The sequence below is a fragment of the Bacteroides sp. AF20-13LB genome (genome assembly GCF_003603065.1).
Taxonomy (GTDB): domain Bacteria; phylum Bacteroidota; class Bacteroidia; order Bacteroidales; family Bacteroidaceae; genus Bacteroides; species Bacteroides uniformis.
Genome location: NZ_QTMH01000001.1, coordinates 352,158 through 376,156 on the forward strand (window position 1 = coordinate 352,158; position 23,999 = coordinate 376,156).

General features: G+C 48.5%; 19 protein-coding genes and 1 tRNA gene. 16 read left to right on the forward strand and 4 right to left on the reverse strand.

Annotated elements, in window-relative coordinates; genetic code table 11:
- Positions 1-39 precede the first annotated feature (39 nt).
- The 7 genes from DWX62_RS01315 to DWX62_RS01345 all read left to right on the forward strand — a co-directional run bounded on the left by DWX62_RS01315 (position 40) and on the right by DWX62_RS01345 (position 8,307).
- Positions 40-1,356: an FtsW/RodA/SpoVE family cell cycle protein gene (locus tag DWX62_RS01315; RefSeq protein ID WP_005830397.1), complete on the forward strand. Its 1,317-nt coding sequence runs from the start codon at positions 40-42 to the stop codon at positions 1,354-1,356.
- 99 nt (positions 1,357-1,455) lie between these two features.
- On the forward strand, positions 1,456-2,679 hold the full coding sequence (gene murG, locus DWX62_RS01320) for an undecaprenyldiphospho-muramoylpentapeptide beta-N-acetylglucosaminyltransferase (protein ID WP_120172531.1): 1,224 nt from the start codon (positions 1,456-1,458) through the stop codon (positions 2,677-2,679).
- 69 nt (positions 2,680-2,748) lie between these two features.
- Entirely contained in the window at positions 2,749-4,194 is a 1,446-nt protein-coding gene (gene murC / locus DWX62_RS01325) for a UDP-N-acetylmuramate--L-alanine ligase (protein WP_230372730.1), read from the forward strand.
- Complete coding sequence (locus DWX62_RS01330; RefSeq protein WP_005830403.1) at positions 4,187-4,924, forward strand: hypothetical protein; 738 nt, start codon at positions 4,187-4,189, stop codon at positions 4,922-4,924. The genes murC and DWX62_RS01330 overlap by 8 nt, the downstream gene beginning before the upstream one ends.
- Positions 4,925-5,007: 83 nt before the next feature.
- Complete coding sequence (ftsA, locus tag DWX62_RS01335) at positions 5,008-6,441, forward strand: cell division protein FtsA (protein ID WP_008662688.1); 1,434 nt, start codon at positions 5,008-5,010, stop codon at positions 6,439-6,441.
- Positions 6,442-6,474: 33 nt separating this feature from the next.
- Positions 6,475-7,788, forward strand: coding sequence for a cell division protein FtsZ (gene ftsZ / locus DWX62_RS01340; RefSeq protein WP_005830408.1), 1,314 nt, complete (start codon positions 6,475-6,477; stop codon positions 7,786-7,788).
- A gap of 69 nt (positions 7,789-7,857) precedes the next feature.
- Positions 7,858-8,307, forward strand: coding sequence for a GatB/YqeY domain-containing protein (locus tag DWX62_RS01345; protein WP_005830410.1), 450 nt, complete (start codon positions 7,858-7,860; stop codon positions 8,305-8,307).
- Positions 8,308-8,644: 337 nt separating this feature from the next.
- Here the strand turns inward: DWX62_RS01345 and recO are convergent, their stop codons facing one another.
- The gene (gene recO / locus DWX62_RS01350; RefSeq protein ID WP_005830412.1) at positions 8,645-9,373 is read right to left on the reverse strand and encodes a DNA repair protein RecO; all 729 of its coding nucleotides are present in this window, start codon (positions 9,371-9,373) and stop codon (positions 8,645-8,647) included.
- A gap of 288 nt (positions 9,374-9,661) precedes the next feature.
- Here recO and DWX62_RS01355 point away from each other — a divergent pair.
- From DWX62_RS01355 to gyrB, 3 genes are all read left to right on the forward strand, one after another.
- A tRNA-Glu gene (locus DWX62_RS01355) sits at positions 9,662-9,733 on the forward strand.
- Positions 9,734-9,773: 40 nt separating this feature from the next.
- Complete coding sequence (gene rpsT / locus DWX62_RS01360) at positions 9,774-10,028, forward strand: 30S ribosomal protein S20 (RefSeq protein ID WP_016272441.1); 255 nt, start codon at positions 9,774-9,776, stop codon at positions 10,026-10,028.
- A gap of 205 nt (positions 10,029-10,233) precedes the next feature.
- Complete coding sequence (gyrB, locus tag DWX62_RS01365) at positions 10,234-12,195, forward strand: DNA topoisomerase (ATP-hydrolyzing) subunit B (RefSeq protein ID WP_008662686.1); 1,962 nt, start codon at positions 10,234-10,236, stop codon at positions 12,193-12,195.
- Between the two features lie 129 nt (positions 12,196-12,324).
- On the opposite strand, the gene DWX62_RS01370 is transcribed toward gyrB, so the two are convergent.
- Positions 12,325-12,906, reverse strand: coding sequence for a DUF3109 family protein (locus tag DWX62_RS01370; RefSeq protein ID WP_117866076.1), 582 nt, complete (start codon positions 12,904-12,906; stop codon positions 12,325-12,327).
- 112 nt (positions 12,907-13,018) lie between these two features.
- Complete coding sequence (gene gpmI, locus DWX62_RS01375) at positions 13,019-14,533, reverse strand: 2,3-bisphosphoglycerate-independent phosphoglycerate mutase (RefSeq protein WP_005834542.1); 1,515 nt, start codon at positions 14,531-14,533, stop codon at positions 13,019-13,021.
- A gap of 268 nt (positions 14,534-14,801) precedes the next feature.
- On the opposite strand from gpmI, the gene DWX62_RS01380 reads away from it, so the two are divergent.
- Positions 14,802-15,728, forward strand: a complete 927-nt coding sequence (locus tag DWX62_RS01380; protein WP_005834540.1) for a magnesium transporter CorA family protein — start codon at positions 14,802-14,804, stop codon at positions 15,726-15,728.
- Positions 15,729-15,734: 6 nt separating this feature from the next.
- On the opposite strand, the gene DWX62_RS01385 is transcribed toward DWX62_RS01380, so the two are convergent.
- Entirely contained in the window at positions 15,735-16,343 is a 609-nt protein-coding gene (locus DWX62_RS01385) for a ribonuclease HII (RefSeq protein WP_008662678.1), read from the reverse strand.
- Between the two features lie 97 nt (positions 16,344-16,440).
- On the opposite strand from DWX62_RS01385, the gene DWX62_RS01390 reads away from it, so the two are divergent.
- The 5 genes from DWX62_RS01390 to DWX62_RS01410 all read left to right on the forward strand — a co-directional run bounded on the left by DWX62_RS01390 (position 16,441) and on the right by DWX62_RS01410 (position 23,960).
- Positions 16,441-18,063, forward strand: a complete 1,623-nt coding sequence (locus DWX62_RS01390) for a tetratricopeptide repeat protein (protein WP_057097772.1) — start codon at positions 16,441-16,443, stop codon at positions 18,061-18,063.
- Between the two features lie 219 nt (positions 18,064-18,282).
- Positions 18,283-21,408: a TonB-dependent receptor gene (locus DWX62_RS01395; RefSeq protein WP_120172532.1), complete on the forward strand. Its 3,126-nt coding sequence runs from the start codon at positions 18,283-18,285 to the stop codon at positions 21,406-21,408.
- 23 nt (positions 21,409-21,431) lie between these two features.
- On the forward strand, positions 21,432-22,952 hold the full coding sequence (locus DWX62_RS01400; protein WP_057097764.1) for a RagB/SusD family nutrient uptake outer membrane protein: 1,521 nt from the start codon (positions 21,432-21,434) through the stop codon (positions 22,950-22,952).
- A gap of 130 nt (positions 22,953-23,082) precedes the next feature.
- Positions 23,083-23,361 (forward strand): LysO family transporter, encoded by a 279-nt coding sequence (locus DWX62_RS01405; protein WP_057097774.1) that lies wholly within the window; start codon positions 23,083-23,085, stop codon positions 23,359-23,361.
- Complete coding sequence (locus DWX62_RS01410) at positions 23,358-23,960, forward strand: lysine exporter LysO family protein (RefSeq protein ID WP_005830487.1); 603 nt, start codon at positions 23,358-23,360, stop codon at positions 23,958-23,960. The genes DWX62_RS01405 and DWX62_RS01410 overlap by 4 nt, the downstream gene beginning before the upstream one ends.
- Positions 23,961-23,999: the final 39 nt, after the last annotated feature.

Here is a 23,999-nt window from a genome sequence, read left to right on the forward strand (position 1 = left end):
TTTTAATTCTTTAATTATTAATTTTTAATTTGCGAAGCATTGGATTTATTAAAGAGCATATTCAAAGGCGATAAAGTGATTTGGATTATTTTCCTTTTCCTTTGCCTCATCTCCATCACAGAGGTATTCAGTGCTGCCAGTACGCTGACCTACAAGAGTGGCGACCACTGGGGACCGATTACGCAGCACAGCATCCTCCTGATGGTAGGCGCCGTCATTGTAGTACTGGTACACAACATCCCCTATAAATGGTTTCAGGTGTTCCCGGTATTCCTGCTTCCGATATCCATCGGACTGCTGGCTTTTGTGATGCTGATGGGATTCATTACCGGCGACCGCGTAAACGGCGCAGCCCGCTGGATGACCTTCATGGGCATTCAGTTCCAGCCGTCAGAAATAGCGAAGATGGCCGTTGTCATCGTTACCGCCTTTATCCTCTCGAAAGGGCAGGATGAAGACGGTGCAAGTCCGAAAGCCTTTAAGCGCATCATGATTATTACCTGCATTGTCTGTGGCCTTATCCTGCCAGAAAACTACTCGACGGGAATGCTGCTCTTCGGAACGGTCTACCTGATGATGTTCATCGGGCGGGTATCTGCCAGGAAACTGCTGATACTGGGAGGAGGAATTGTGGCATTCGTAACAGTCTTTGTCGCCTTCCTGCTGGCCACGCCAGACAAGACATTGGAAAATATACCGATGGGGCACCGCTTCACCACTGTAAAATCCCGTATTGCAGACTTTACCAACAAGGAGGAAGTTCCTGCCGCCAAATTCGACATCGACGGCGACGGGCAAGTGGCACATGCCCGTATTGCCGTAGCTACGAGCAACGTTGTAGGCAAGGGTCCGGGAAACTCCGTACAGCGTGACTTTCTGAGCCAGGCATTCTCCGATTTCATCTATGCCATCATCATCGAGGAACTGGGACTGGTAGGCGGAATAGTCGTTGTGTTCCTTTATGTCTGCCTATTGGTGCGAGTGGGCCGTATCGCCAAAAAATGCGACCGCACTTTCCCCGCTTTCCTCATTACCGGAATAGCCTTGCTGCTCGTCACGCAGGCGCTGTTCAACATGATGGTTGCCGTAGGTCTGGCACCCGTCACGGGACAACCGCTTCCACTCATCAGCAAGGGTGGTACATCCACTTTCATCAACTGTGCCTACATCGGCATGATACTGAGTGTCAGCCGCTATACAGCCAAGCTGGAGGAACAGCGGATGCATGATGCGCAAGTGCCGATGCTGATAGATGCCGGAAATGCCGAGCACCCGGAACAACCGGCCGATAGCGAAGCACAGACAGCCGCCGAGCCGACAGCAAAGGTACTGAACAGTGATGCGGAGTTTGAATAACAGCCTCTCCCCCAACTCCTCCCCCGTAGGGAGGGGAGAAAAGAATAATAGAGTAATGGAGAGCATGCCAATAATACAAAAATAAAAAAGAACAAGAATATGAGTAAAGAGGCGAACAACTATACAACCCAAAGTAACTCTACCCCTCTCCCTACGGGGAAGGGGGTGAGGCTTATCATCAGCGGCGGCGGTACCGGAGGACATATCTTTCCGGCCATCTCCATCGCTAACGCCATAAAAGAGTTGTGTCCCGACGCGGAGATTCTCTTCGTAGGTGCCGAAGGAAGAATGGAAATGCAGCGTGTTCCAGATGCCGGTTACCGGATTATAGGCTTACCCGTTGCCGGATTCGACCGTAAACATCTGTGGAAGAACTTCTCCGTACTGCTGAAACTGATACGAAGCCAGTGGAAAGCACGGAGCATCATCAAGGAGTTCCGCCCGCAAGTAGCCGTCGGTGTAGGTGGCTATGCCAGTGGTCCTACGCTGAAAATGGCGGGCATGATGGGTATTCCCACGCTGATACAAGAACAGAATTCCTACGCCGGTGTCACCAACAAGCTGCTGGCACAGAAGGCATGCAAGATTTGCGTGGCCTACGAAGGTATGGAAAAATTCTTCCCGGCAGAAAAGATAATCATGACAGGTAATCCGGTGCGCCAGAACTTGCTCGGACATTCCATCCTGCACGCAGACGCCGTAAAGTACTTCGGATTGAACCCGGAAAAGAAGACTATCCTCATTCTGGGCGGCAGCCTGGGAGCCCGCACCATCAACCAGACACTGACCGCCGGCCTGGATATCATTCGTACCCACCCCGACGTACAGTTTATCTGGCAGACTGGCAAGATATACATTGACCAAGTCAGAGAAGCCATTACAGCCACTACGGGAGAAGCCGTACGTAACCCGCATATCAGTGCCATTCCGAATCTGTATGTGACGGACTTCATTAAGGATATAGCAAACGCCTATGCCGCTGCCGATCTGGTGATTTCACGTGCCGGAGCCGGTTCCATCTCCGAGTTCTGCCTGCTGCACAAGCCGGTCATCCTGGTTCCCTCACCCAATGTGGCCGAAGACCATCAGACCAAGAATGCGCTGGCGCTGGTGGATAAGGATGCAGCTATCTATGTGAAGGATGTGGAAGCGAAAGAGAAGCTGCTGCCGGTGGCGTTGGAGACAATCGCTAACCCCGAGAAGCTGCAAGACTTGAGCAAGAATATCGCCAAGCTAGCGTTGCCGGACTCGGCGACAATTATTGCGAAGGAGGTATTGAAGAGCCTCTCCCCTTGTCCCTCCCCCGTAGGGAGGGGGGAATAGATAGTACTGCTATCGTTCTTTTTATAATATCATACTTTTGGAAGAAGAGTTTGAAGAAAAAATTTGAATATGAATAAAAATATAAGCAATAGTAACTCATCTCCCCTCCCTACGGGGGAGGGGCAGGGGGTGAGGCTTGAAGCCATTCGCTCCGTTTATTTCGTCGGTGCCGGCGGCATCGGCATGAGCGCTCTGATACGCTATTTCCTCTCTAAAGGAAAGACAGTAGCGGGCTACGACCGTACGTCGAGCGAACTGACAGAACGTCTGATTACGGAAGGAGCACAGATACACTACGAAGAGGATATCAACCTTATTCCGGAGGAGTGCAAAGACAAGGCAAGCACGCTCGTGGTCTATACCCCCGCCGTGCCGCAAGAGCATGCAGAACTGACCTATTTCCGTGAAAACGGTTTCGACATACATAAGCGCTCCCAAGTATTAGGCATTATAACCCGCAGCAGCAAAGGCCTGTGCGTGGCAGGTACGCATGGCAAGACTACCACCAGCACCATGGCTGCCCACCTGCTGCACCAGTCACACGTGGGCTGCATCGCCTTCCTCGGAGGTATTTCGAAGAACTACGGTACGAATCTGCTGCTTTCCGCCACCAGCCCTTATACCGTTATCGAAGCGGATGAGTTCGACCGCTCCTTCCACTGGCTATCGCCCTGGATGAGTGTCATTACTGCCACCGACCCCGACCACCTGGATATATACGGCACCAAAGAAGCCTATCTCGAAAGCTTCCGCCACTACACCACGCTTATCCAGCCGGGCGGCGCCTTGATTCTACACAAAGGACTGGAAATGCAAGCCGACGTACAACCGGGCGTCGCCACCTATACCTACTCGCGCAACGAAGGCGACTTCCATGCCGAGAATATCCGCATCGGAAACGGTGAAATCTTCATCGACTTCGTGGCGCCTGACACCCGCATCAACGATATTCAGTTGGGTGTTCCCGTCAGCATCAACATCGAGAATGGTGTTGCCGCCATGGCACTCGCCCATCTCAGCGGTGCCACCGACGAAGAAATCAAGCAAGGCATGGCAAGCTTCCGCGGAGTGGACCGCCGTTTCGACTTCAAGCTGAAGAATGACCGGATTGTATTTCTCAGCGACTATGCCCACCACCCGGCGGAAATAGCCCAAAGCGTGAAGTCCGTCCGCGAGTTGTACCAAGACAAGAAGATAACCGTCATCTTCCAGCCCCACTTGTACACCCGCACCCGCGACTTCTATCGTGACTTTGCAGACAGCCTTTCCCTATCCGACGAGGTGATTCTGACAGAGATATACCCTGCCCGCGAGCAACCGATTCCCGGCGTGACGAGTCAGCTGATTTATGACAACCTCCGCCCCGGCATCGAGAAATGCATCTGTAGGAAAGAAGACGTCCTCAGCCTCCTCACCCAAAAGCACACCGAAGTATTGGTAGTGCTGGGAGCCGGAGACCTGGACAACTATGCGCCTCAAATCACCCAACTATTATCAGAAAAATATCATGGTTAAAAGGATTCTACTTTCTATCGTTCTGTTGCTTGTCATTGCCTACCTGGTAGTGGCTGTCACAGCTTTCAACCGCAAGCCCACCTCGCAGGTGTGCCAAGACGTGGAGCTGGTGATAAAAGACACGGTATATGCCGGCTTCATCACGAAGAAGGAAGTAGCTACCCTGCTGGAAAAGAAAGGCATCAGCCCCATTGGGAAAGACCTGGAACGCGTGCGTACCAAGACCTTGGAGCGCGAACTTGCCAAGCATCCCCTCATCGACCAGGTGGAGTGCTACAAAACCCCGAGCGGCAAGCTCTGCATCGAAGTGACCCAGCGCACCCCCATCCTGCGCGTGATGAGCGCCAACGGCGAAAACTACTATCTGGACAACAAAGGTACCGTGATGCCCCCCGATGCAAAGTGCGTTGCACACCTCGCCGTTGTAACCGGAAATGTAGAAAAGTCGTTTGCCATGAGGGATTTATATAAGTTTGGTGTATTTTTGCAAAAGAATTCTTTTTGGAATGCACAGATAGAGCAAATTCATGTATTGCCCGGCAAGAACATCGAGTTAGTGCCCCGTGTCGGCGACCATCTTATCTATTTAGGCAAGATTGCCGGATTCGAGAAGAAGCTGAAACGTGTAAAGGCATTCTACGAAAGAGGATTGAACCAGGTGGGTTGGAACAAATACTCCCGTATCAGCGTTGAATTTGATAATCAAATCATCTGCACAAAGAGAGAGTAGAGAAAGGGATTTACTAATAGTCCTTCTTTATCAAAGCGCAGCAAATAGTAAATTGTAAATAGTAAAATAGTAAATAAATAGATATGGCAACAACAGATTTCATCGCCGCTATCGAGTTGAGTTCTTCCAAGATTTCCGGTATCGCAGGAAAGAAGAGCAGTGACGGAAGTATCCAGGTGTTGGCTTATGCACGCGAAGATGCATCCCCGTTTATACACAAAGGGGCCATCTACAACATTGACAAGGCCGCACAAGCGCTGACTTCCATCATCAACAAGCTGGAAGGCCAGCTGAACAACTCCATCGCCAAAGTATATGTAGGCATCGGCGGACAATCATTGCGCACGGTGAGGAATGCGGTAAGCCGTACGCTGGAGGAAGAGAGCATCATTTCGCAAGAACTGGTAGACGAGATTTGCGACGAGAACCGTGATGTACCCTTGGTAGACATGAGTGTGCTGGATGTAGCCCCGCAAGAATACAAGATAGACAACACGCTGCATGTGGAGCCCGTAGGAGTTGCCGGAAGATACATCACCGGGCAGTTCCTCAACATCGTGGCGCGTGCCTCGCTGAAGAAGAACCTCGAACACAGCTTCGAGCAAGCCAAAGTGGAAATTGCCGACGACCTGCTCGTGGCTCCCACTGCGTTGGCCAAAGCCGTGCTGACCGAAAACGAGATGCGTTCAGGCTGTGCACTGGTGGACTTCGGTGCCGACACCACCACCGTGCTGGTCTATAAGAACAATATCCTGCGCTACCTCAGCGTACTGCCGCTGGGTGGAAACAACATTACCCACGACATCACTTCCCTGCAAATGGAAGAGGAAGATGCCGAGAAGCTGAAACTGCAATACGGTGATGCCCTCTACGAGGAGGAAGAAGACGCCGAGACCCCTGCCGTATGCACGTCGGAAGACGGCCGTACCTTCGAACTGGCCCTGCTGAACAATATTATCGGAGCACGTGCAGAAGAAATTCTTGCCAACGTATGGAACCAGTTGCAACTTTCCGGCTACGAGGACAAACTTTTCTCCGGTGTTGTATTCACCGGTGGAGGAGCCAATCTGAAGAATCTTGAGAAAGCCTTCCATAGAGTGAGCAAGATTGAAAAGGTAAAGACCGCCAAGTTCGTACAGACCACCGTCCACACACGCAGCGACGAGCCCAAGAAGGACGGCATGCACAACACACTGCTGGGCCTGCTGGCTGCCGGTAACGAGAATTGCTGCCTGCAAGAGGTGAAGCCGGTGCAGCAGCCTGCCTCCAATGTTCCTCCCAAACCGGTCGACATATTCGTTGACGACGAAGCGCTGAAAGAGCAGGAAGCCGCCGCACGCGCCGCCAAGGCACAGCGCGAGAAGGAAGAGAAAGAACGCAAGGAGCGTGAGCGAAAAGAAAGGGAGCTGCGCGAAAAGGAAGAAAAGAAGAAGAAAAAGAAAGAAGGCCCCAGCTGGTTCGAAAAGACTTTCAACAAGCTTTCCAACGAAATCTTCTCGGACGACGATATGAAGTAATAATGTGATAATGTGCCAGAAAATTAAGTTATTATGGAAGATATAGTACAATTCGATTTCCCGACCGATTCACCGAAAATCATTAAAGTAATCGGTGTAGGTGGAGGTGGCGGCAATGCCGTGAACCATATGTACCGGGAAGGTATACACGACGTGACGTTCGTACTGTGCAACACAGACAACCAAGCGTTGAAGGACTCTCCCGTGCCCGTGAAGTTACAGCTTGGAAAAGAAGGCCTGGGAGCCGGAAACCGCCCTGCCCGTGCCCGCAAGGCAGCAGAAGAGAGCATCGAAGACATCAAGAATATGCTGAACGACGGCACCAAGATGGTATTCATCACTGCCGGAATGGGCGGTGGTACCGGTACGGGTGCCGCACCCATCATTGCACAAACCGCCAAGGAAATGGACATCCTGACCATCGGCATCGTCACCATCCCTTTCCGCTGGGAGGGCGACAAGAAGATAGACCAGGCACTGGATGGCGTAGAGGAAATCAGCAAGCACGTAGATGCCCTGCTGGTCATCAACAATGAAAAGCTGAGCGAGATATACAGCGAGCTATCCGTAGACGACGCGTTTGACAAGGCCGACGACACCCTTTCGGTAGCCGCCAAGAGTATTGCCGAAATCATCACCCTGCATGGAAAGGTGAACCTCGACTTCAACGACGTGAAAACAGTGCTGAAGGACGGCGGCGTAGCCATCATGAGTACCGGCTACGGCGAAGGTGACAACCGTGTCAGCGAAGCCATCAAGAACGCGCAGCACTCGCCGTTGCTGAACAACAACGACATCTTCAACTCCAAGAAAGTACTCCTCAACATCTCTTACAGTGCACAATACAAGCTGATGATGAGCGAAATGGACGAGGTGAAGGAGTTCATGAACCGTTTCAGCCGCGACTTCGAAACCAAATTCGGTATGGCCATTGACGACAAGCTGGAACAGAAAGTGAAAATCACCCTGCTTGCCACCGGTTTCGGTATCCAGGACATCCACATGAAGGAAATGGACGACCGCATCACCCAGCGCACCGCCGAAGAACAGCAACGCCTTGCCGAGCTGGAGGAGGAAGAGGAACAGAGACGCAACCGCCGCGAAGTGTACTATGGCAAGGATGCCAATGCCCGTTCCCAGCGCAGCCGCCGTCGCCATATCTATCTCTTCAATCCCGAAGACATGGACAACGCCGACATCATCAGCATGGTAGAGAATTCTCCGACCTATCTGCGTGACAAAAGCACGCTGAACAGCATCAAGATGAAGGCAGAGCAGGAAGGGCAGCTCGCCACCGAAGCCGCGCAAGAGGCAGAAGGCGGTGCAGGGGGAGTCATCACCTTCTGATTTTTCCGTTCCCGATATGTAAAACCATCCTCCTCCCCTTCGGGGGAACAGGAGTAAACCTATAACAATATGGATTTATTTGAAAAAGTCAGCGAAGACATTAAAACAGCCATGAAAGCCAAAGACAAAGTGGCTCTCGAAACATTGAGAAACGTAAAGAAAGTATTCCTTGAAGCCAAAACCGCTCCCGGAGCCAACGATACCCTGAGCGATGCAGATGCTTTGAAGATTATCCAAAAACTGACCAAGCAAGGCAAAGACGCCGCTGAAATCTATGTACAGCAAGGTCGCCAGGACTTGGCAGACGATGAGCTGGCACAAGTAAAGGTGCTTGAAACCTATCTGCCCAAGCAGATGAGCGCCGAAGAACTGGAGGCAGCCTTGAAGGAAATCATAGCCGAAGTCGGCGCCACCAGCGGCAAGGACATGGGCAAGGTAATGGGTGTAGCCAGCAAGAAACTTGCCGGACTTGCCGAAGGCCGCGCCATCTCAGCCAAAGTAAAAGAGTTGCTGGGATAAAGAAATACACTTCCCCTATCATATAAGCCGTGCTTCAACAGAGGGACTCAGCGTCCAAAGTCTGTTGAACACGGCTTTTTACATACCAATCCATATCCTCCCCCACAAGAGATTATACGCTATCTATCAACGCATTATATTTACCGACCGTTTACCATAAGATGTAAAAGCCGTTACCTAATGATGTAACGACGGTTACCCTATATTGAAACGGTCGTTACCCTATATTGTAACGACCGTTACAGCTTATCGTAACGACCCTTACAGCAGTAAGTAAAACTCCCTACTCCTATAATAAAGGCAGCGCACACTTATTGGGCCGTTACATCGACGATAATCAATCAAAAAGCTCCTTCAATACCTCAAGTGATTTCAATACCGGGAAATCCGGCAGATGCAGACGATAATATTCATTCACAATGTTCAGGCAGCGGGTACGCTCCAACCGGTTCATGGTGAAAAGATGCATCGTTTCATAATTCATGCGCATCAGCTGTGTCAGGCGGGCCGCCTCCTCGGGAGCGATGTAATTGGAATGGAGCTGCGGACGCAAGGGAGTGAAACAAGCATTCTGCAAATCGAAGTAATCTCCGGCATGATAATCCTCCAGGTTGGGATACAAACCGAGAAAACGGGAAAGGCGCATCAGGAAGACCAGATGGAAATTGGCAAACCCCTCCCTGCATTCATCCAGCCAGATGACGGAATGATACAGATAAGCAAACAGCGGACGGTTCTCTGCCTCCTCCCGGACGGCGCGATAAAGGAATTCCGAAAGAAACAAAGCGATGGCAGATTTGTAGGGATCGTAGGGAAGCGTGGCGAAAGGATAAAGAGACTTCGCCTCCTTCACCTTATATATAGTGGCATTAGGACGGAAATCGGCTTCAAGTTCCACCAATGCCAGCGGCTGGAAGAGTACCGGCTTCACCGCCGCCTTGCGCGAACGGGGTATGGACACCATGAAGGAAGCCCTGCCAGCCACCTCCGTATAGATGTCTGCAATGAGAGATGTATCCTTATATTTCAAGGTATGCAGCACAATTCCCAGTGTTTTCTGTAACATTCCCGATTTCTTTATCTGGTTTCAATCTGATAACAAAGCTACAAAAAAAGCCCGAAAGAAGAGAAACAAAAGGAGAAGAATAAAAAAATAAGGTAAGGAGTGTAAAAAAATAAAAGCACATACCACACTGATTTTCAGCAGATAAAATTCCACCCTAAGACAAAAAGCAACAAAAAGTTATATTTTTTTCTTGCGAATGTTTTGGTAATTCAAAAATAGTTTCTACCTTTGCATCCGCAAACGAGAAATAAAGGCTCTTTGCAAGAGCGGAAACGCTCACCAAAGGATGGCCCGTTCGTCTATCGGTTAGGACGCAAGATTTTCATTCTTGAAAGGGGGGTTCGATTCCCCCACGGGCTACAAAATAAAAAAATAAACGAATTAAAAAAGATTAGTCGAGATGGCAAATCATAAATCATCACTGAAGAGAATCAGACAAGAAGAAACAAGAAGACTTCACAACAGATATTATGGCAAGACCATGAGAAACGCTGTTCGTAAGCTTCGTGCTACTACAGACAAAGCTGCAGCAACAGCGATGTATCCGGGTATCACAAAACTGTTGGATAAATTGGCTAAGACTAATGTAATCCACAAGAACAAGGCTAACAACCTGAAGTCAAAATTGGCTATCTATATCAACAAGCTGGTTTAAGTTGACTGTTACACAAAAGATATTACAAGGCTGGACTTTTTAGTCCGGCCTTTCTCATTTATACCTCTCTATTTACCTGCTTCCACACAAGTTTCTTTTCTGTGCTAAAAAGCTGTAAACTACCCGAATTTATCCGTTTGTTTAGCACCATATCCCGAGGATTTTCACTATATTTGCTCTGTTATTACAATAAGGAAAAAAGATTATGACTGAAGAACAGATTCACTCCAATAACGGGAGCTATTCTGCCGAAAACATCCAGGTACTGGAAGGTTTGGAAGCAGTGAGAAAGCGTCCCGCGATGTATATTGGCGACATTAGCAGCAAAGGACTTCACCACCTGGTGTACGAGGTTGTGGACAACTCCATCGACGAGGCACTTGCCGGCTATTGCGACCACATCGAAGTCACCATTAACGAGGACAACTCCATCACCGTACAAGACAACGGACGTGGTATCCCGGTAGACTATCACGAAAAGGAAAAGAAATCCGCACTGGAAGTTGTAATGACCGTACTGCATGCCGGAGGTAAGTTCGACAAAGGTTCCTATAAGGTATCGGGAGGTCTGCATGGTGTAGGTGTATCTTGCGTAAACGCCTTGTCTACACACATGACTACCCAGGTTTTCCGTAACGGAAAAATCTATCAGCAGGAATATTCCTGCGGACATCCGCTCTACTCCGTCAAAGAAGTGGGCACAACAGACATTACCGGTACACGCCAACAGTTCTGGCCGGACGGTACCATCTTTACGGAGACAGTCTACAACTATGATATTCTTGCCACCCGCATGCGCGAGCTGGCGTATCTGAACGCAGGCATCAAGATTTCACTGACCGACCTTCGCGTAAAGGACGAAGAAGGAAATGCCAAGAAGGAAATCTTCTACTCGGAAGAAGGCCTGAAGGAATTTGTGCGCTACGTGGACTCCTCACGCGAGCACTTCATGAACGATGTAATCTACATCAATACCGAGAAGCAAGGCACACCGGTGGAAGTAGCCATCATGTACAACACTTCTTATAACGAAAATGTGCACTCTTACGTAAACAACATCAATACCATTGAAGGGGGTACCCACTTGGCAGGTTTCCGCCGTGCACTGACCCGTACGTTGAAAAAATACGCCGAAGACAACAAGATGCTGGAGAAAGCCAAGGTAGAGATTGCAGGAGACGACTTCCGCGAAGGATTAACTGCCGTTATCTCCATCAAGGTGGCAGAGCCTCAGTTCGAAGGACAGACCAAGACAAAGCTGGGTAACAACGAAGTGATGGGCGCCGTAGACCAGGCTGTGGGCGAGGCCCTCACCTACTACTTGGAGGAACACCCGAAGGAAGCCAAGCTGATTGTAGACAAGGTGATTCTTGCCGCCCAGGCACGTATCGCCGCACGTAAGGCACGCGAATCCGTACAACGCAAATCGCCGATGTCCGGCGGTGGCATGCCCGGTAAGTTGGCCGACTGCTCCAGCAAGGACCCGGAAGAATGCGAATTGTTCCTCGTCGAGGGTGACTCGGCAGGCGGTTCAGCAAAGCAAGGCCGTAACCGTGCGTTCCAAGCTATCCTGCCGCTTCGCGGTAAGATTCTGAATGTGGAAAAGGCCATGTGGCACAAGGCATTCGAGAGCGACGAAGTAAACAATATCATCCAGGCGCTGGGCATCCGTTTCGGCGTGGACGGTGAAGACAGCAAAGAAGCGAACATTGACAAGTTGCGTTACAAGAAGATTATCATCATGACCGATGCCGACGTCGATGGTTCTCACATCGACACGCTGATTATGACGCTTTTCTTCCGTTACTTCCCACAAGTCATCCAGCAGGGTTGCTTGTACATCGCCACTCCTCCCCTTTACCTTTGCACCAAAGGCAAGGCGAAAGAGTATTGCTGGACAGACCAGCAGCGCCAGAAGTTCATCGACACTTACGGCGGCGGTTCGGAAAACGCAGTACACACCCAACGCTACAAAGGTTTGGGTGAAATGAACCCGGAACAGTTGTGGGAAACCACCATGAATCCGGAAAACCGCATGCTGAAGCAGGTGCATCTTGAAAATGCAGCCGAAGCCGACTATATCTTCTCCATGCTGATGGGCGAAGACGTGGGCCCTCGCCGCGATTTCATCGAAAAGAATGCAACGTATGCAAATATTGACGCTTAATTAATTTAATAACCAACCTCACATCTTACAACGAGGAAGCCCCGGACGGGCAGGATAATCCTGCTGACCGGGGCTTTTCCTTTATTCCTCTTCTCTTCCAAAGAAGAGACCCGTCTCCATACAGAAGAACTATAGGATTCCTTGTTTCTTCATCTCTTCCACTACCAATTCCAACTCTGCATACCAGTCCTCACCAAACTTACGGATAAGCGGCTCTTTCAGGAACTTGTACACGGGCAGATTTTCCTTTTGTCCCAACAACATAGCGGCTTTGCAGACATCCCAATGATGATAGTTCACTGCCTTATAGAGTCCGTAGTTCCCCACCCTTATCGGATAGAGATGGCAGGATATAGGTTTGTAGAAGTTGGTCCTACCCTCACGGTAAGCCTTTTCGATGGCACAATAGCAACAGCCTTTATCATCATAGCAGGTAAAGACGCAATCCTTGTTGTTCACAATAGAAGTCACCAGGTCACCTTCACAATCGGTATAGACCACACCTTGCTCCTCTATCACGGTACGGGCTTCGGGAGAAAGCTCGTCCCAAATCAGCGGAAGCACCTCTTCCAGTTTCTCCACCTCGTCCAGCTCTACGGGAGCACCGGCATCGCCCTCAATGCAGCAAATCCCCTGGCAGGCATCCAAGTCACACAAGAACTTCTCGCGCAAAACATCGAAAGAAACCACAACATCACCAATCTGTATCATAATCGTTCTATTGAAAAAAGACGCGGATTATCCGGATTGCACAGACTCAACTTTAAGAGCATCCGTGGAATCCGTATAATCCGCGTCTAAATATTGTTACGGCTTTGACGCCTTACTTAATCAAATCCTTACCAGTCATTTCAGCCGGCTGCTCCATACCCAAGATATGCAGGATAGAAGGAGCTACGTCAGCCAATACACCGTTCTCAACCTTGGCGTCCTTGTTTGCAGTAACGTAAACGAAAGGAACGGGGTTCAGAGAGTGGGCAGTATTCGGAGTACCATCCTCATTCAGAGCATGGTCGGCATTACCGTGGTCGGCGATGATGATTACTTCATAATCGTTTGCCTTGGCAGCCTCAACGGTGTCTTTCACACATTCGTCGATGGCTTTCACTGCCTTCTCGATAGCTTCGTAGATACCGGTATGTCCCACCATATCACCATTGGCGTAGTTCACCACGATGAAATCGAACTTCTGGGTCTTGATAGCTTCAACCAACTTGTCCTTCACCTCGTACGCACTCATTTCAGGCTTCAAGTCGTAAGTGGCAACCTTCGGAGAAGGAACCAGGATGCGCTCTTCAGCATCGTAGGGAGTCTCGCGGCCACCGTTGAAGAAGAAAGTCACGTGTGCATACTTCTCTGTTTCGGCAATGTGCAGCTGGGTCTTGCCATTGGCAGCAAGATATTCGCCCAATGTGTTCTGTACATTCTCCTTATCAAAAAGGATATGTACACCCTTGAAGCTGGCGTCATACGGAGTCATGCAGTAGAACTGCAGGCCCGGAATGGTTTGCATGCCTTGTTCGGGCATATCTTGCTGGGTGAGGACAACGGTCAATTCCTTGGCACGGTCGTTACGGTAGTTGAAGAAGATTACAACATCACCTTCCTTGATGGTACCGTCGAAGCCACCGTTCACAATCGGCTTGATGAATTCATCCGTAACGCCTTCGTCGTAGGACTCCTGCATAGCCTGGACCATATCCGTAGCGACCTTCCCTTCACCGTTTACCAACAAATCGTAGGCAACCTTCACACGTTCCCAACGTTTGTCACGGTCCATGGCATAGAAACGTCCCACGATGGAAGCAATCTTGCCGGCAGACTTCTCGCAATGGGCAGTCAGCTGCTCAATGAAGCCTTTACCGCTCTTCGGGTCGGTATCACGACCGTCCATAAAGCAGTGGATGAAGGTATTCTCGATGCCGTATTCCTTGGAAATATCGCAGAGTTTGAACAAATGGTCAAAAGAGCTGTGCACGCCACCGTTGCTGGTCAGTCCCATAAAGTGGATATTCTTGCCGTTTTCCTTTGCATATGAGAAAGCAGAAACAATTTCCTTGTTCTTCAGGATGCTGCCATCGGCACAAGCACGGTTAATCTTCACCAAGTCCTGGTAAACGATGCGTCCGGCACCGATATTGAGGTGACCTACTTCAGAATTACCCATCTGTCCGTCGGGCAAACCAACGTTTTCACCGCTTGCCTGAAGCTCGGAATGCGGATAAGTTGCCAACAGACTGTCCCAATACGGAGTAGGTGTATTGAAAATCACATCATCTTTGCCTTGATCGCCGATGCCCCAGCCATCAAGAATCATTAAAAGGGCTTTCTTACTCATAATATTAATCGAATTTAATTGTATAATCTTTTTGTATGATACAAACGTTCTTTATAGTAGGAACCTATTTTTTGCGTTGCAAAGGTACAAAAAACAGCCGTTAAAGCGTACTGTTTCAAATGATTTATGTACTTTTGCCACGCTTAAAAAATAAAAAAACAAGAAATATGGACGATTCAAACCCACGAACGTGCAATAGTATTCACCAATAAAACGAACGGAGACGTTGACTGCAATGCCTCTGTTCCAACTAGAAAGGAGGCAAACAATGAGAAAGTATCTCTACAGTGAAAACGGCTTCACTGAAAAGGCCGAATGGCAACCCAACTGCTGGGTCAACGTAGAATGCCCGGACAACGATGATTTCAAATTCCTAACCGAAGAGCTGAAAGTTCCCGAATCATTCCTGGAAGACATAGCCGACGTGGACGAGCGCCCGCGTACGGAAACAGAAGACAACTGGCTGCTGACCATCCTCCGCATCCCGATGCAGAGCAACCAACGCGGCGTGCCGTTCATCACCGTGCCCATCGGCATTATCACCAATGACGGAATCATCGTTTCTGTCTGCTATCACCACACGGAGCTGATACCGGACTTCATCCAGCACACACGCCGGAAGAACATAGTCGTCAACAATAAACTGGATTTGATTCTGCGAATCATCTACTCTTCCGCCGTCTGGTTCCTGAAGTATCTGAAACAGATAAACAACGATGTGGCCACCGCCGAAAAAGAGCTGGAGAAAAGCATCCGCAACGAAGACCTCCTGCAACTGATGAAGCTGCAGAAGACGCTGGTCTACTTCAACACTTCCATCCGTGGCAATGAAGTGATGATAGGACGGCTGAAAAACATCTTTCAGGACACCAATTATCTGGATTTGGAATTATTGGAAGACGTGGTCATCGAGTTGAAGCAGGCATACAATACCGTGAACATCTACAGTGATATTCTGACGGGAACCATGGATGCCTTCGCCTCCATCATCTCCAACAATGTGAATGCCATCATGAAACGTATGACAAGCCTCAGCATTACACTGATGATTCCCACGTTGATAGCCAGTTTCTACGGCATGAATGTGGACATCCACCTGGAGAGTTTTCCGCACGCGTTTATTTTCATCATACTTTTGTCGGCAATATTATCAGCAGTGACATTCGTATGGTTCAGAAGGATTAAGTGGTTCTAAACAGCATCATTGTCCGAAGTTCAGCGACAACTGCCCATCCCCCAAGAGATTAAACGTCAAGCGATGATAGGGTGTAGTACCCCGCTCAGCAATGGCGGCACGATGTTTCTTGGTGGGATACCCCTTGTTACGATTCCAGTCATAATACGGATATTCCTCGTGAAGGCGGTTCATGTAGTCATCACGATAGGTCTTTGCCAAAATGGAGGCGGCAGCGATGGAAAGGTACTTCCCGTCTCCTTTCACTACGGTAGTATGCGGCAAGTCCCGATATTTTTTAAAGCGGTTGCCGTCTATCAGCAGATGTTGCGGACGGACATTCAGTTGGTCAACAGCACGGTGCATGGCAAGAAAGGAGGCATTGAGAATATTGATTTTGTCAATTTCTTCGGGAGAGACGACGCCCACCGCCCATGCCAGAGCCTCTTTTTCAATCACTTCACGCAAGGTATAGCGTTGTTTTTCCGTCAGCTGCTTGGAGTCGTTCAAAAGTTCATTCTTAAAGTCCGTTGGCAGAATAACAGCAGCGGCATAGACCGCACCGGCCAGACAGCCGCGACCGGCCTCATCGCATCCTGCCTCTATCAAATCTTTATTCAAATAAGGTAATAACATATATATCGCTATCTTTGAGGCACAAAGATAAATCTTTTTGGAGGGAAACCGGACTTCTAAGAAGAATTAATTAAATTTGCAGAAACAAGACGATGCCATGAAGAAAAACCTATGTCTACTACTCGTATGTCTTCTGTCAGCAGCTGCCCCACTGCAAGCTCAAGACATGCAGCAAGCACAGAAATTGATTGACCAAGCACAGAAATACCTGTACAACAACCCCAAACAAGCTTCCTACTATGCAGCTCAGGCTTCTGCCTTGTTTCCCGAAGATGAGCCCAGTGAGGTCCGCGCACAAGCTATGATTCTCTACTGTCAAGCCGAACAATTGTTGGGGAACTTCGACCTAAGTATCAAGAATCTTTATGACACCCAAAAATATATCCATCCCACCAACAAAAAACAAATGGCACAACTCTGCTCCTTGATGGGGCGTGTATACAGCAAACTAGGCGATTACAACAAAGCCATTGAACTGAACGACAAAGCAACCTCCATCTTCAAATCCATCGGCGATTCCACCTCTGTGGCCGGATGCTATAACGAACGTGGAGTAATGCACCACTTCATGAGTGAATTTACCGTTGCCGAGCGTTTCTTCCAGCGTGCGCTGGCCATCAACCGTGCCCAACGAAACCTGAAAGAGATTGCAACCAACCTGAACAACCTCTGTCTGTACCGGGGAAATACGGAAGAGAAACTTTCTTTCATCCAGGAAGCCATCACCATCAACAAGAATCTGGATGCCCAATGGTCTCTTGGCGAAAACTACAACAACATGGGGAAACAGTATTACTATGACAAGCAATACTCCAAAGCCTTGGAAGCCTTGCATAAAGCCTACGAGTATGCCCACAACATCGGAGCCCGCGAACTGATTTGCGACAATTACGAATATTCGTCCATGGTATATGCAGCTATAGGTGACTATGCCCAAGCCTATAAATACCTGGAGAAAATGCAGCACCTGAGCAAAGAGCTACAAAGCAGTAACAAGCTGCGTAACATTGAGCTGGAAATCTCCTATAAAAGATATCAAGACCAGAAGCATGCCACTGAAATGCAGGAACAAATCTATGAAATAGAACTGCTGAAACGCAATCTATGGCTCTTGGGCAGCATACTTATTCTCGGTTTGGCTGTCAGTATCTTCTTATATAAATGGTATAAACGCAGAAAAGACCTGCAACTGATTGAAACCCGCTATCAGCTGGAACTCTCCGAACGCGAAGTATCCGAACTGAAACTACAACAGCAAGAAATGGAACTGAAAAACGTGCAGAGTGCTTTGGATGACAGCCGCCAGGAGGTTACCAGCTTTGCCGTGTTCCTAAGAAGCCGCAATGAGCTACTCGACAAGATACGTGGAATGATTAAAGAGGGTTATAAAATGGATAACCAAACACTCATTCCCCACCTGAAGAAAGTGAATGCCTTCATCAGCCAATATCAAAGCGGAGATAAGACAAACAGTAGCTTATTGCTGAATATAGAAGAAAAGAACAAGGAATTCCTGGACCGGCTCGCACTAAAGCATCCTAATCTGACGCAAGGTGAAAAATACCTAGCAACTCTATTACGCGTCAATCTGTCAACCAAAGAAATCTCCATGATAACCGGTACCATTCCCAAAACAATCAATATGAACCGGTATCGTTTACGCAAATCTTTGAACTTATCCACAGAAGAAGACTTGGTTGAATACCTTCAGAGTTTCTAAAAACGAAGCCAAAGAGAAAAGCTCTCTTGTAGATAGATTATATTAGAATATAATACTATTATTCAACGATTTAGCAATCGGATTGTAGATTAAATAACAGTACTTTCAACCCCCTTTGTAGATATTTTATAGATAAAGGTCATAGCTAACCTTTTAATTATATCACTTCCTTTGCCCTTGTGAAAAACAAAGTATTAACCTTAAAAAACTTTATCACACATGGGTAAAATTAAACAGTATTTCTCAATGCAAAGAGTATTACTACTTGCCTTACTCTTTGTATGTCTAGCGCCGCTAAGTGCATTAGCGCAAACCATCCAGCTAACCGGTACCGTAACCGATACCAAAGGAGAATCTCTTATCGGTGCCAGTGTCCTGGAAAAAGGAACCAGTAATGGTTGCATCACCGACGTTGACGGCAACTTTACGTTGACAGTCTCTCCCAAAACAACTATGGTAATCTCTTATGTGGGTTATGTAACCCAGGAAATTCCCCTCAACGGGCAGAAGAACATCAAAATAGCATTGAAAGATGATTCTGAAATGCTGGATGAAGTCGTAGTCGTAGGTTACGGTACGATGAAGAAGAGTGATATGACCGGTGCCATTTCTTCGGTGAAAGCGGAAGATTTGATGAAGCGTGCCACTACCAGCGCAACCGAAGCACTGCAAGGTAAAATTGCCGGTGTAAGCGTTTTGAAATCGGGAGGTAATGCAGGTGCAAGCATTTCTGTAAAAATCCGTGGTATCAAGACTATGGGTGACAATGAGCCGCTTTACATCATCGACGGGTATCCTGGTGACATCAACACCATCAATCCGCAGGATATCGAATCCATGGAAATCCTGAAAGATGGTGCCGCCGCTGCCATTTACGGTTCTGTGGCCGCCAATGGTGTAGTCATCGTTTCTACCAAGAACGGAAAGGAAGGAGAGCTGAAAGTTTCCTTTAATACGTATATGACGGTCAACTCGGTAGCCAAGAAGTTCGACATGCTCAATGCAGACGGCTACTTGAAAGTGCACAACATGATGTACGAGAATGCAGGAACAAACAAGCCCGCTTATCTTACGTACAAGAATGGACAGAACCCTACCGGTGCCGATACAAACTGGCAGGATGAAATGCTCCGTACCGGTATCGCACAGAACTATTATGTAAACCTCATCGGAGGTTCTGAAGTTGCCAAATATTCACTTTCTTATGGGCATGCCGACGAGAAGGGTATCTTTAAGGGTAACTCTTACATCCAGGATAATGCCCGCCTGAAACTGAATGCGCACAAATATATCTTTGATTTCGATGCGAGCTTGAACTTCAAGGTCACACAAAGCAAACAGCCCCAGTATTCCTTGAAAGAAATGTACTCCATTTCGCCACTGGTGCCCGTTTACGACGAAAACCAGACATACGGATACGGTCTGACCGACATGTCGGTAGACGGTACCAAGATGGAATTCCCAACCAACCGTAATGTCATGGCAGACGACCATTACAAAGACAGAAAATATACGGGCTACGACATTACCGGCAATATCGGTCTGACCATGAAGCTCGCCCCGTGGCTTACATTCAAAACAAGCTATACGTACGACGGTTACTACTACAACGACCGTTATCATCGTGCCAAATACGAAGCCAATGCACAAGAGCCGAGCCTCTATCCTTATAACTACGAGTACAACTCATACTATCGTAAGCAAACATTCGAGAATGTATTGACCTTCATGAAAGACTTCGGCAAGCACTCCGTTACTGCCATGGTAGGTAACTCCATCATTTCCGCCCATCAGGATAAAAGTTCTGTCAACGTGGAAGGCAAGAAAACCGAATATGATGTAGTAGGCGGCAGTCTGAGTTCCAGCGAGGTTCCCGGCGGATTCTTCGACCCGACATCTCCCACAATCGATGCAGGTATCGGCGGTACATTTGCCGGCACAGGTACTTTCTACGATTACAACCGCGCTTCTTTCTTCGGACGCTTCAACTATTCATACGCCAGCCGTTACTTGCTGCAAGTGACTGTACGTTCCGACGGCTCTTCCAAGTTCGGTAAAAACAACCGTTGGGGTACCTTCCCTTCCGTAGCAGTGGGATGGAGAATCAGCGAGGAAGATTTCTTCCCCAAAAATACCCCTATCAGCAACTTGAAGTTCCGCGCCAGCTGGGGACGCCTGGGTAGCGAGAGTGCACTGGGCTACTATTATGCGCCAACAATGAGTAACAGCAACACCCAATGGATGAGCTACATACAAGGTGGTAATCCTTGGGCCGGCATGTCCAACCTCTATCTGGTAAACGACGATTTGCGTTGGGAAACTACCGATACCAAAAACATCGGTTTCGACTTCGGTCTTTTCAACAATAAGTTGAGCGGTAGCCTTAACTACTATTACAACACAACGGAAGACTTACTGATTGAAAAAGTCATGCCGCCTTCTGCAGGTATCTACAATCCTACTGTCAACGTAGGAAAGATGGTAAACAAAGGTTTCGAGCTTGAATTGAACTATGGAGACAACATCAACGGTTTCGACTATAATATCGGTTTCAACCTTTCTACCATCCACAACGAAATGTTGAAGGCAGACCCGAACCAGGTACTTTATGGTTCTGCCTGGAAGGGTGACGGCCACTTCGTAACCCAAACACTGAAAGGTTATCCGGTAGCCAGCTTCTGGCTGTATCAGACTGACGGCATATTCCAGACTGATGCAGAAGCTGCTGCTTACGTAAACAGTGCAGGCGAACGTCTCCAGCCGAGTGCCAAAGCCGGTGATATCCGCTTCAAGGATGTAGACGGCAATGGAAGCATCGACTCCGGCGACAAGGTATATTCCGGTTCCGGTATTCCCAAGGTGGAAGCCAACTTGTCATTCAGCGGTTCCTATAAGAACTTTGACCTTTCCTTCCAGTTTGGCAGTGCATGGGGGCACAAACTCTACAACGTAAACCGTCTGTATTATGAAGGAATGGACGCCGGTAGAAACTACTTCACAAGCACCATGAATGCATGGACACCGCAAAACGCAGGAACAAGTATGCCAAGAGCTGTACTGGGTGACCCGAATGAAAATACCCGTGAATCCGATCGCTTCCTCGAAAACGGTAACTTCGTCCGCCTTCGCCAGTTGCAGTTAGGATACAGCTTGTCCAGAGCTTTAGCTAAGAAAATGTATCTTGAAAAATGCCGCCTCTATGTCAGTGGAGAGAATCTCTTTACCATCACTAAATATTCCGGTATCGACCCTGAATTCTCTTCAAGCATTCTGGACACCGGTGTAGACTCCTTTGTATACCCGTTCACCCGCTCATTTGTAGTAGGTCTGCAAGTTACATTCTAATCACCATTAAAAACAAGAAGACAATGAAAAAAATTATATATATAGCCTCTTTCTTATGCGCCGCCTTACTGGCAGGATGCGATGATTTCCTGACGACAGAGTCTCCCGACTTTTCTACAGACAAATACTGGAGAGATAAAGCCGATGTAGAGGCAGGTCTATCAGCGGTATATGGCCAGCTGGATAACCGCACCGGCTCTTACACGGTTGCAGAAGTCAAGTTTGTTGTGGAAACCTTCCGTAGCGATGAGATGGTAAAAGGCCAGGACGTCAACAACTATCCGGAATGGGCTGCATTGTACGGATTCACCTACAACAATGAGAACTCCAGCATCAAAGAATACTGGATGAACAATTACAATGGCATCAACTACGCCAACAACGTATTATACGGTATTGACAAAGTACAGACCAGCGGTGAGAAGATGAGTGCCGATGACGAGAACCATCTTACGGGCGAAGCTCTGTTCCTGCGTGCCTACTATCATTTCAAACTGATTATGAGCTGGGAGAAAATCATTATCCGCAATGAATATCTGACCGGAGAATCCCAGACTCACAAAGCATTGTCTACCAGAACGGAAGCATGGGACTTTATCTGTACTGAACTGGACAAAGCAGGCAGCATGCTGCCACAAGACCGCCCTTCTTCCGAAGCGGGACGTGTAACCAAAGGAGCAGCCTACTCTTACCTGGGATGGGCTTACTTGACCCGTGCTTATGAAGAAAGTGACAAAAAGGCCGAATACCTGGGGCTGGCAGAAGCCGCTTTCAACAAAGTGACCGGCTACGAACTGGAGTCCGACTACGGAAGCATGTTCGACGGAACCAACAAAAATTGCAAAGAGTCCATTCTGGAACTTCAGTTTACCAACAGTACGGCCGACGGTACTTTCCACAAGCACGTACTCCACTTCTGGGTGGCTCCGGGCAGCATGTCCGGTTGGGACGAAATCCGTGTCAGCGACATGATGTACAACGAATTTCTGAAAGAAGGACGCATTGCCGAAGGTAACATGTACGATGCCCGTGCCTATGGTTCCATGATGTTTGATGATCCGTATTACTACGAAGGCGGGCACATCCTGGGGTACAATTACGATGACATCTATGATGAGAATTCCGCCACCCGATATAATTACCGTAAATACATGCCTTCAACTTGGAGCGACTACGCACAAAACTACGTAGGTACCAACATGCCACTGATGCGTTATGCCAATGTATTGCTGATGAAGGCTGAAGTCTACAATGAACAAGGTCATCCAGAAAAAGCCATTCCATTGATTAACGAAGTACGTAGCGTGCACGGCAAGCTGCCTGCCATGACCGGAAGTGACCAAGCTGCTGTTAAAGCGCAAATTGAGCATGAACGTCTGGTGGAATTCACACTGGAAAACTCACGCTTCTACGACCTCCGTCGTTGGGGCAAACTGGACGAAGCCATGAAGGCTGACGGCAGAACCGGATTCAGTGCATCTACCCACTCCTTCCTGCCCATTCCTCTGATGGAGATTCAGACCAACAATGAAATAAACGAATAATCCTTTTCTCCAAATAGTATATCGAGGCGGCATTCGCCCCGGCAATGCCGCCTCGTTTACTTTGAAAGCTTTATCTTTGCACCTGCAAAAATAGACCATACTATCTTTGCCACTAAAAAACGACATAGATATGTTTACAATCATCGGACTAATGCTCACGGGAATGCTGTTGGGCTATCTCTTACGGAAACGGGACTTAAAGAAAATCCACCAAATCATCACCCTGCTCATCTGGCTGCTGCTGTTTATCCTCGGCATCGAGGTCGGAAGCAACGAGCAAATCATCAAGGGGCTCCATACCATAGGTCTTGAAGCTGTGATACTCACCCTGGGAGGGACCTTGGGAAGTGTTATCGCTGCTTGGGCACTCTGGAGAGCCTTGTATAAAAGGAAAGGAGGCAGGGCATGAAAGGAAGTCTTATCATTGTGGGCTTTTTTGTATTGGGTACGATTTGTGGTGTGTGCCATCTGCTGCCTTTTGATATTGCAGAAACCAATATCAGCTATTACGCGCTTTGCGCGCTGATGTTCAGTGTAGGGTTGAGCGTAGGCAACGACCCGCAGACCCTGAAGAACTTCCGTTCACTCAATCCGCGACTGGTATTCCTGCCCATCATGACGATACTGGGAACACTGGCAGGTTCGGCAGCCGTCAGTCTGATTCTGACACACCGTTCTATAACGGACTGTCTGGCCGTAGGCTCGGGATTCGGCTATTACTCGCTCTCCAGTATCTTCATTACCGAATACAAGGGAGCCGAGCTGGGCACCATCGCCCTGCTTGCCAATATCAGCCGGGAGATTCTGACACTGCTGGCCGCCCCGTTGCTGGTACGATGGTTCGGAAACCTTGCCCCCATCTCTGCCGGAGGAGCCACGACGATGGACACCACACTGCCGATCATCACACGGACAGCCGGACAGCAGTTTGTCGTAGTTTCCATCTTCCACGGGTTTGTGGTCGATTTCAGCGTTCCGTTCCTGGTGACATTGTTCTGCTCGATATAGGGCTTTTACCCTCTTTTGACAGACACCGGTCTCTGACAA

Excerpts from the sequence above, each read along its gene's own strand:
- DWX62_RS01385 (WP_008662678.1), bottom strand. The coding sequence starts at position 16,343 with ATGTTATTACCTTATTTGAATAAAGATTTGATAGAGGCAGGATGCGAT.
- DWX62_RS01405 (WP_057097774.1), top strand. The coding sequence starts at position 23,083 with ATGTTTACAATCATCGGACTAATGCTCACGGGAATGCTGTTGGGCTAT.
- gpmI (WP_005834542.1), bottom strand. The coding sequence starts at position 14,533 with ATGAGTAAGAAAGCCCTTTTAATGATTCTTGATGGCTGGGGCATCGGC.
- ftsA (WP_008662688.1), top strand. The coding sequence starts at position 5,008 with ATGGCAACAACAGATTTCATCGCCGCTATCGAGTTGAGTTCTTCCAAG.
- DWX62_RS01395 (WP_120172532.1), top strand. The coding sequence starts at position 18,283 with ATGGGTAAAATTAAACAGTATTTCTCAATGCAAAGAGTATTACTACTT.
- DWX62_RS01370 (WP_117866076.1), bottom strand. The coding sequence starts at position 12,906 with ATGATACAGATTGGTGATGTTGTGGTTTCTTTCGATGTTTTGCGCGAG.
- gyrB (WP_008662686.1), top strand. The coding sequence starts at position 10,234 with ATGACTGAAGAACAGATTCACTCCAATAACGGGAGCTATTCTGCCGAA.
- rpsT (WP_016272441.1), top strand. The coding sequence starts at position 9,774 with ATGGCAAATCATAAATCATCACTGAAGAGAATCAGACAAGAAGAAACA.
- DWX62_RS01380 (WP_005834540.1), top strand. The coding sequence starts at position 14,802 with ATGAGAAAGTATCTCTACAGTGAAAACGGCTTCACTGAAAAGGCCGAA.
- recO (WP_005830412.1), bottom strand. The coding sequence starts at position 9,373 with ATGTTACAGAAAACACTGGGAATTGTGCTGCATACCTTGAAATATAAG.
- DWX62_RS01330 (WP_005830403.1), top strand. The coding sequence starts at position 4,187 with ATGGTTAAAAGGATTCTACTTTCTATCGTTCTGTTGCTTGTCATTGCC.
- DWX62_RS01410 (WP_005830487.1), top strand. The coding sequence starts at position 23,358 with ATGAAAGGAAGTCTTATCATTGTGGGCTTTTTTGTATTGGGTACGATT.
- DWX62_RS01400 (WP_057097764.1), top strand. The coding sequence starts at position 21,432 with ATGAAAAAAATTATATATATAGCCTCTTTCTTATGCGCCGCCTTACTG.
- murG (WP_120172531.1), top strand. The coding sequence starts at position 1,456 with ATGAGTAAAGAGGCGAACAACTATACAACCCAAAGTAACTCTACCCCT.
- DWX62_RS01345 (WP_005830410.1), top strand. The coding sequence starts at position 7,858 with ATGGATTTATTTGAAAAAGTCAGCGAAGACATTAAAACAGCCATGAAA.
- ftsZ (WP_005830408.1), top strand. The coding sequence starts at position 6,475 with ATGGAAGATATAGTACAATTCGATTTCCCGACCGATTCACCGAAAATC.
- murC (WP_230372730.1), top strand. The coding sequence starts at position 2,749 with ATGAATAAAAATATAAGCAATAGTAACTCATCTCCCCTCCCTACGGGG.
- DWX62_RS01390 (WP_057097772.1), top strand. The coding sequence starts at position 16,441 with ATGAAGAAAAACCTATGTCTACTACTCGTATGTCTTCTGTCAGCAGCT.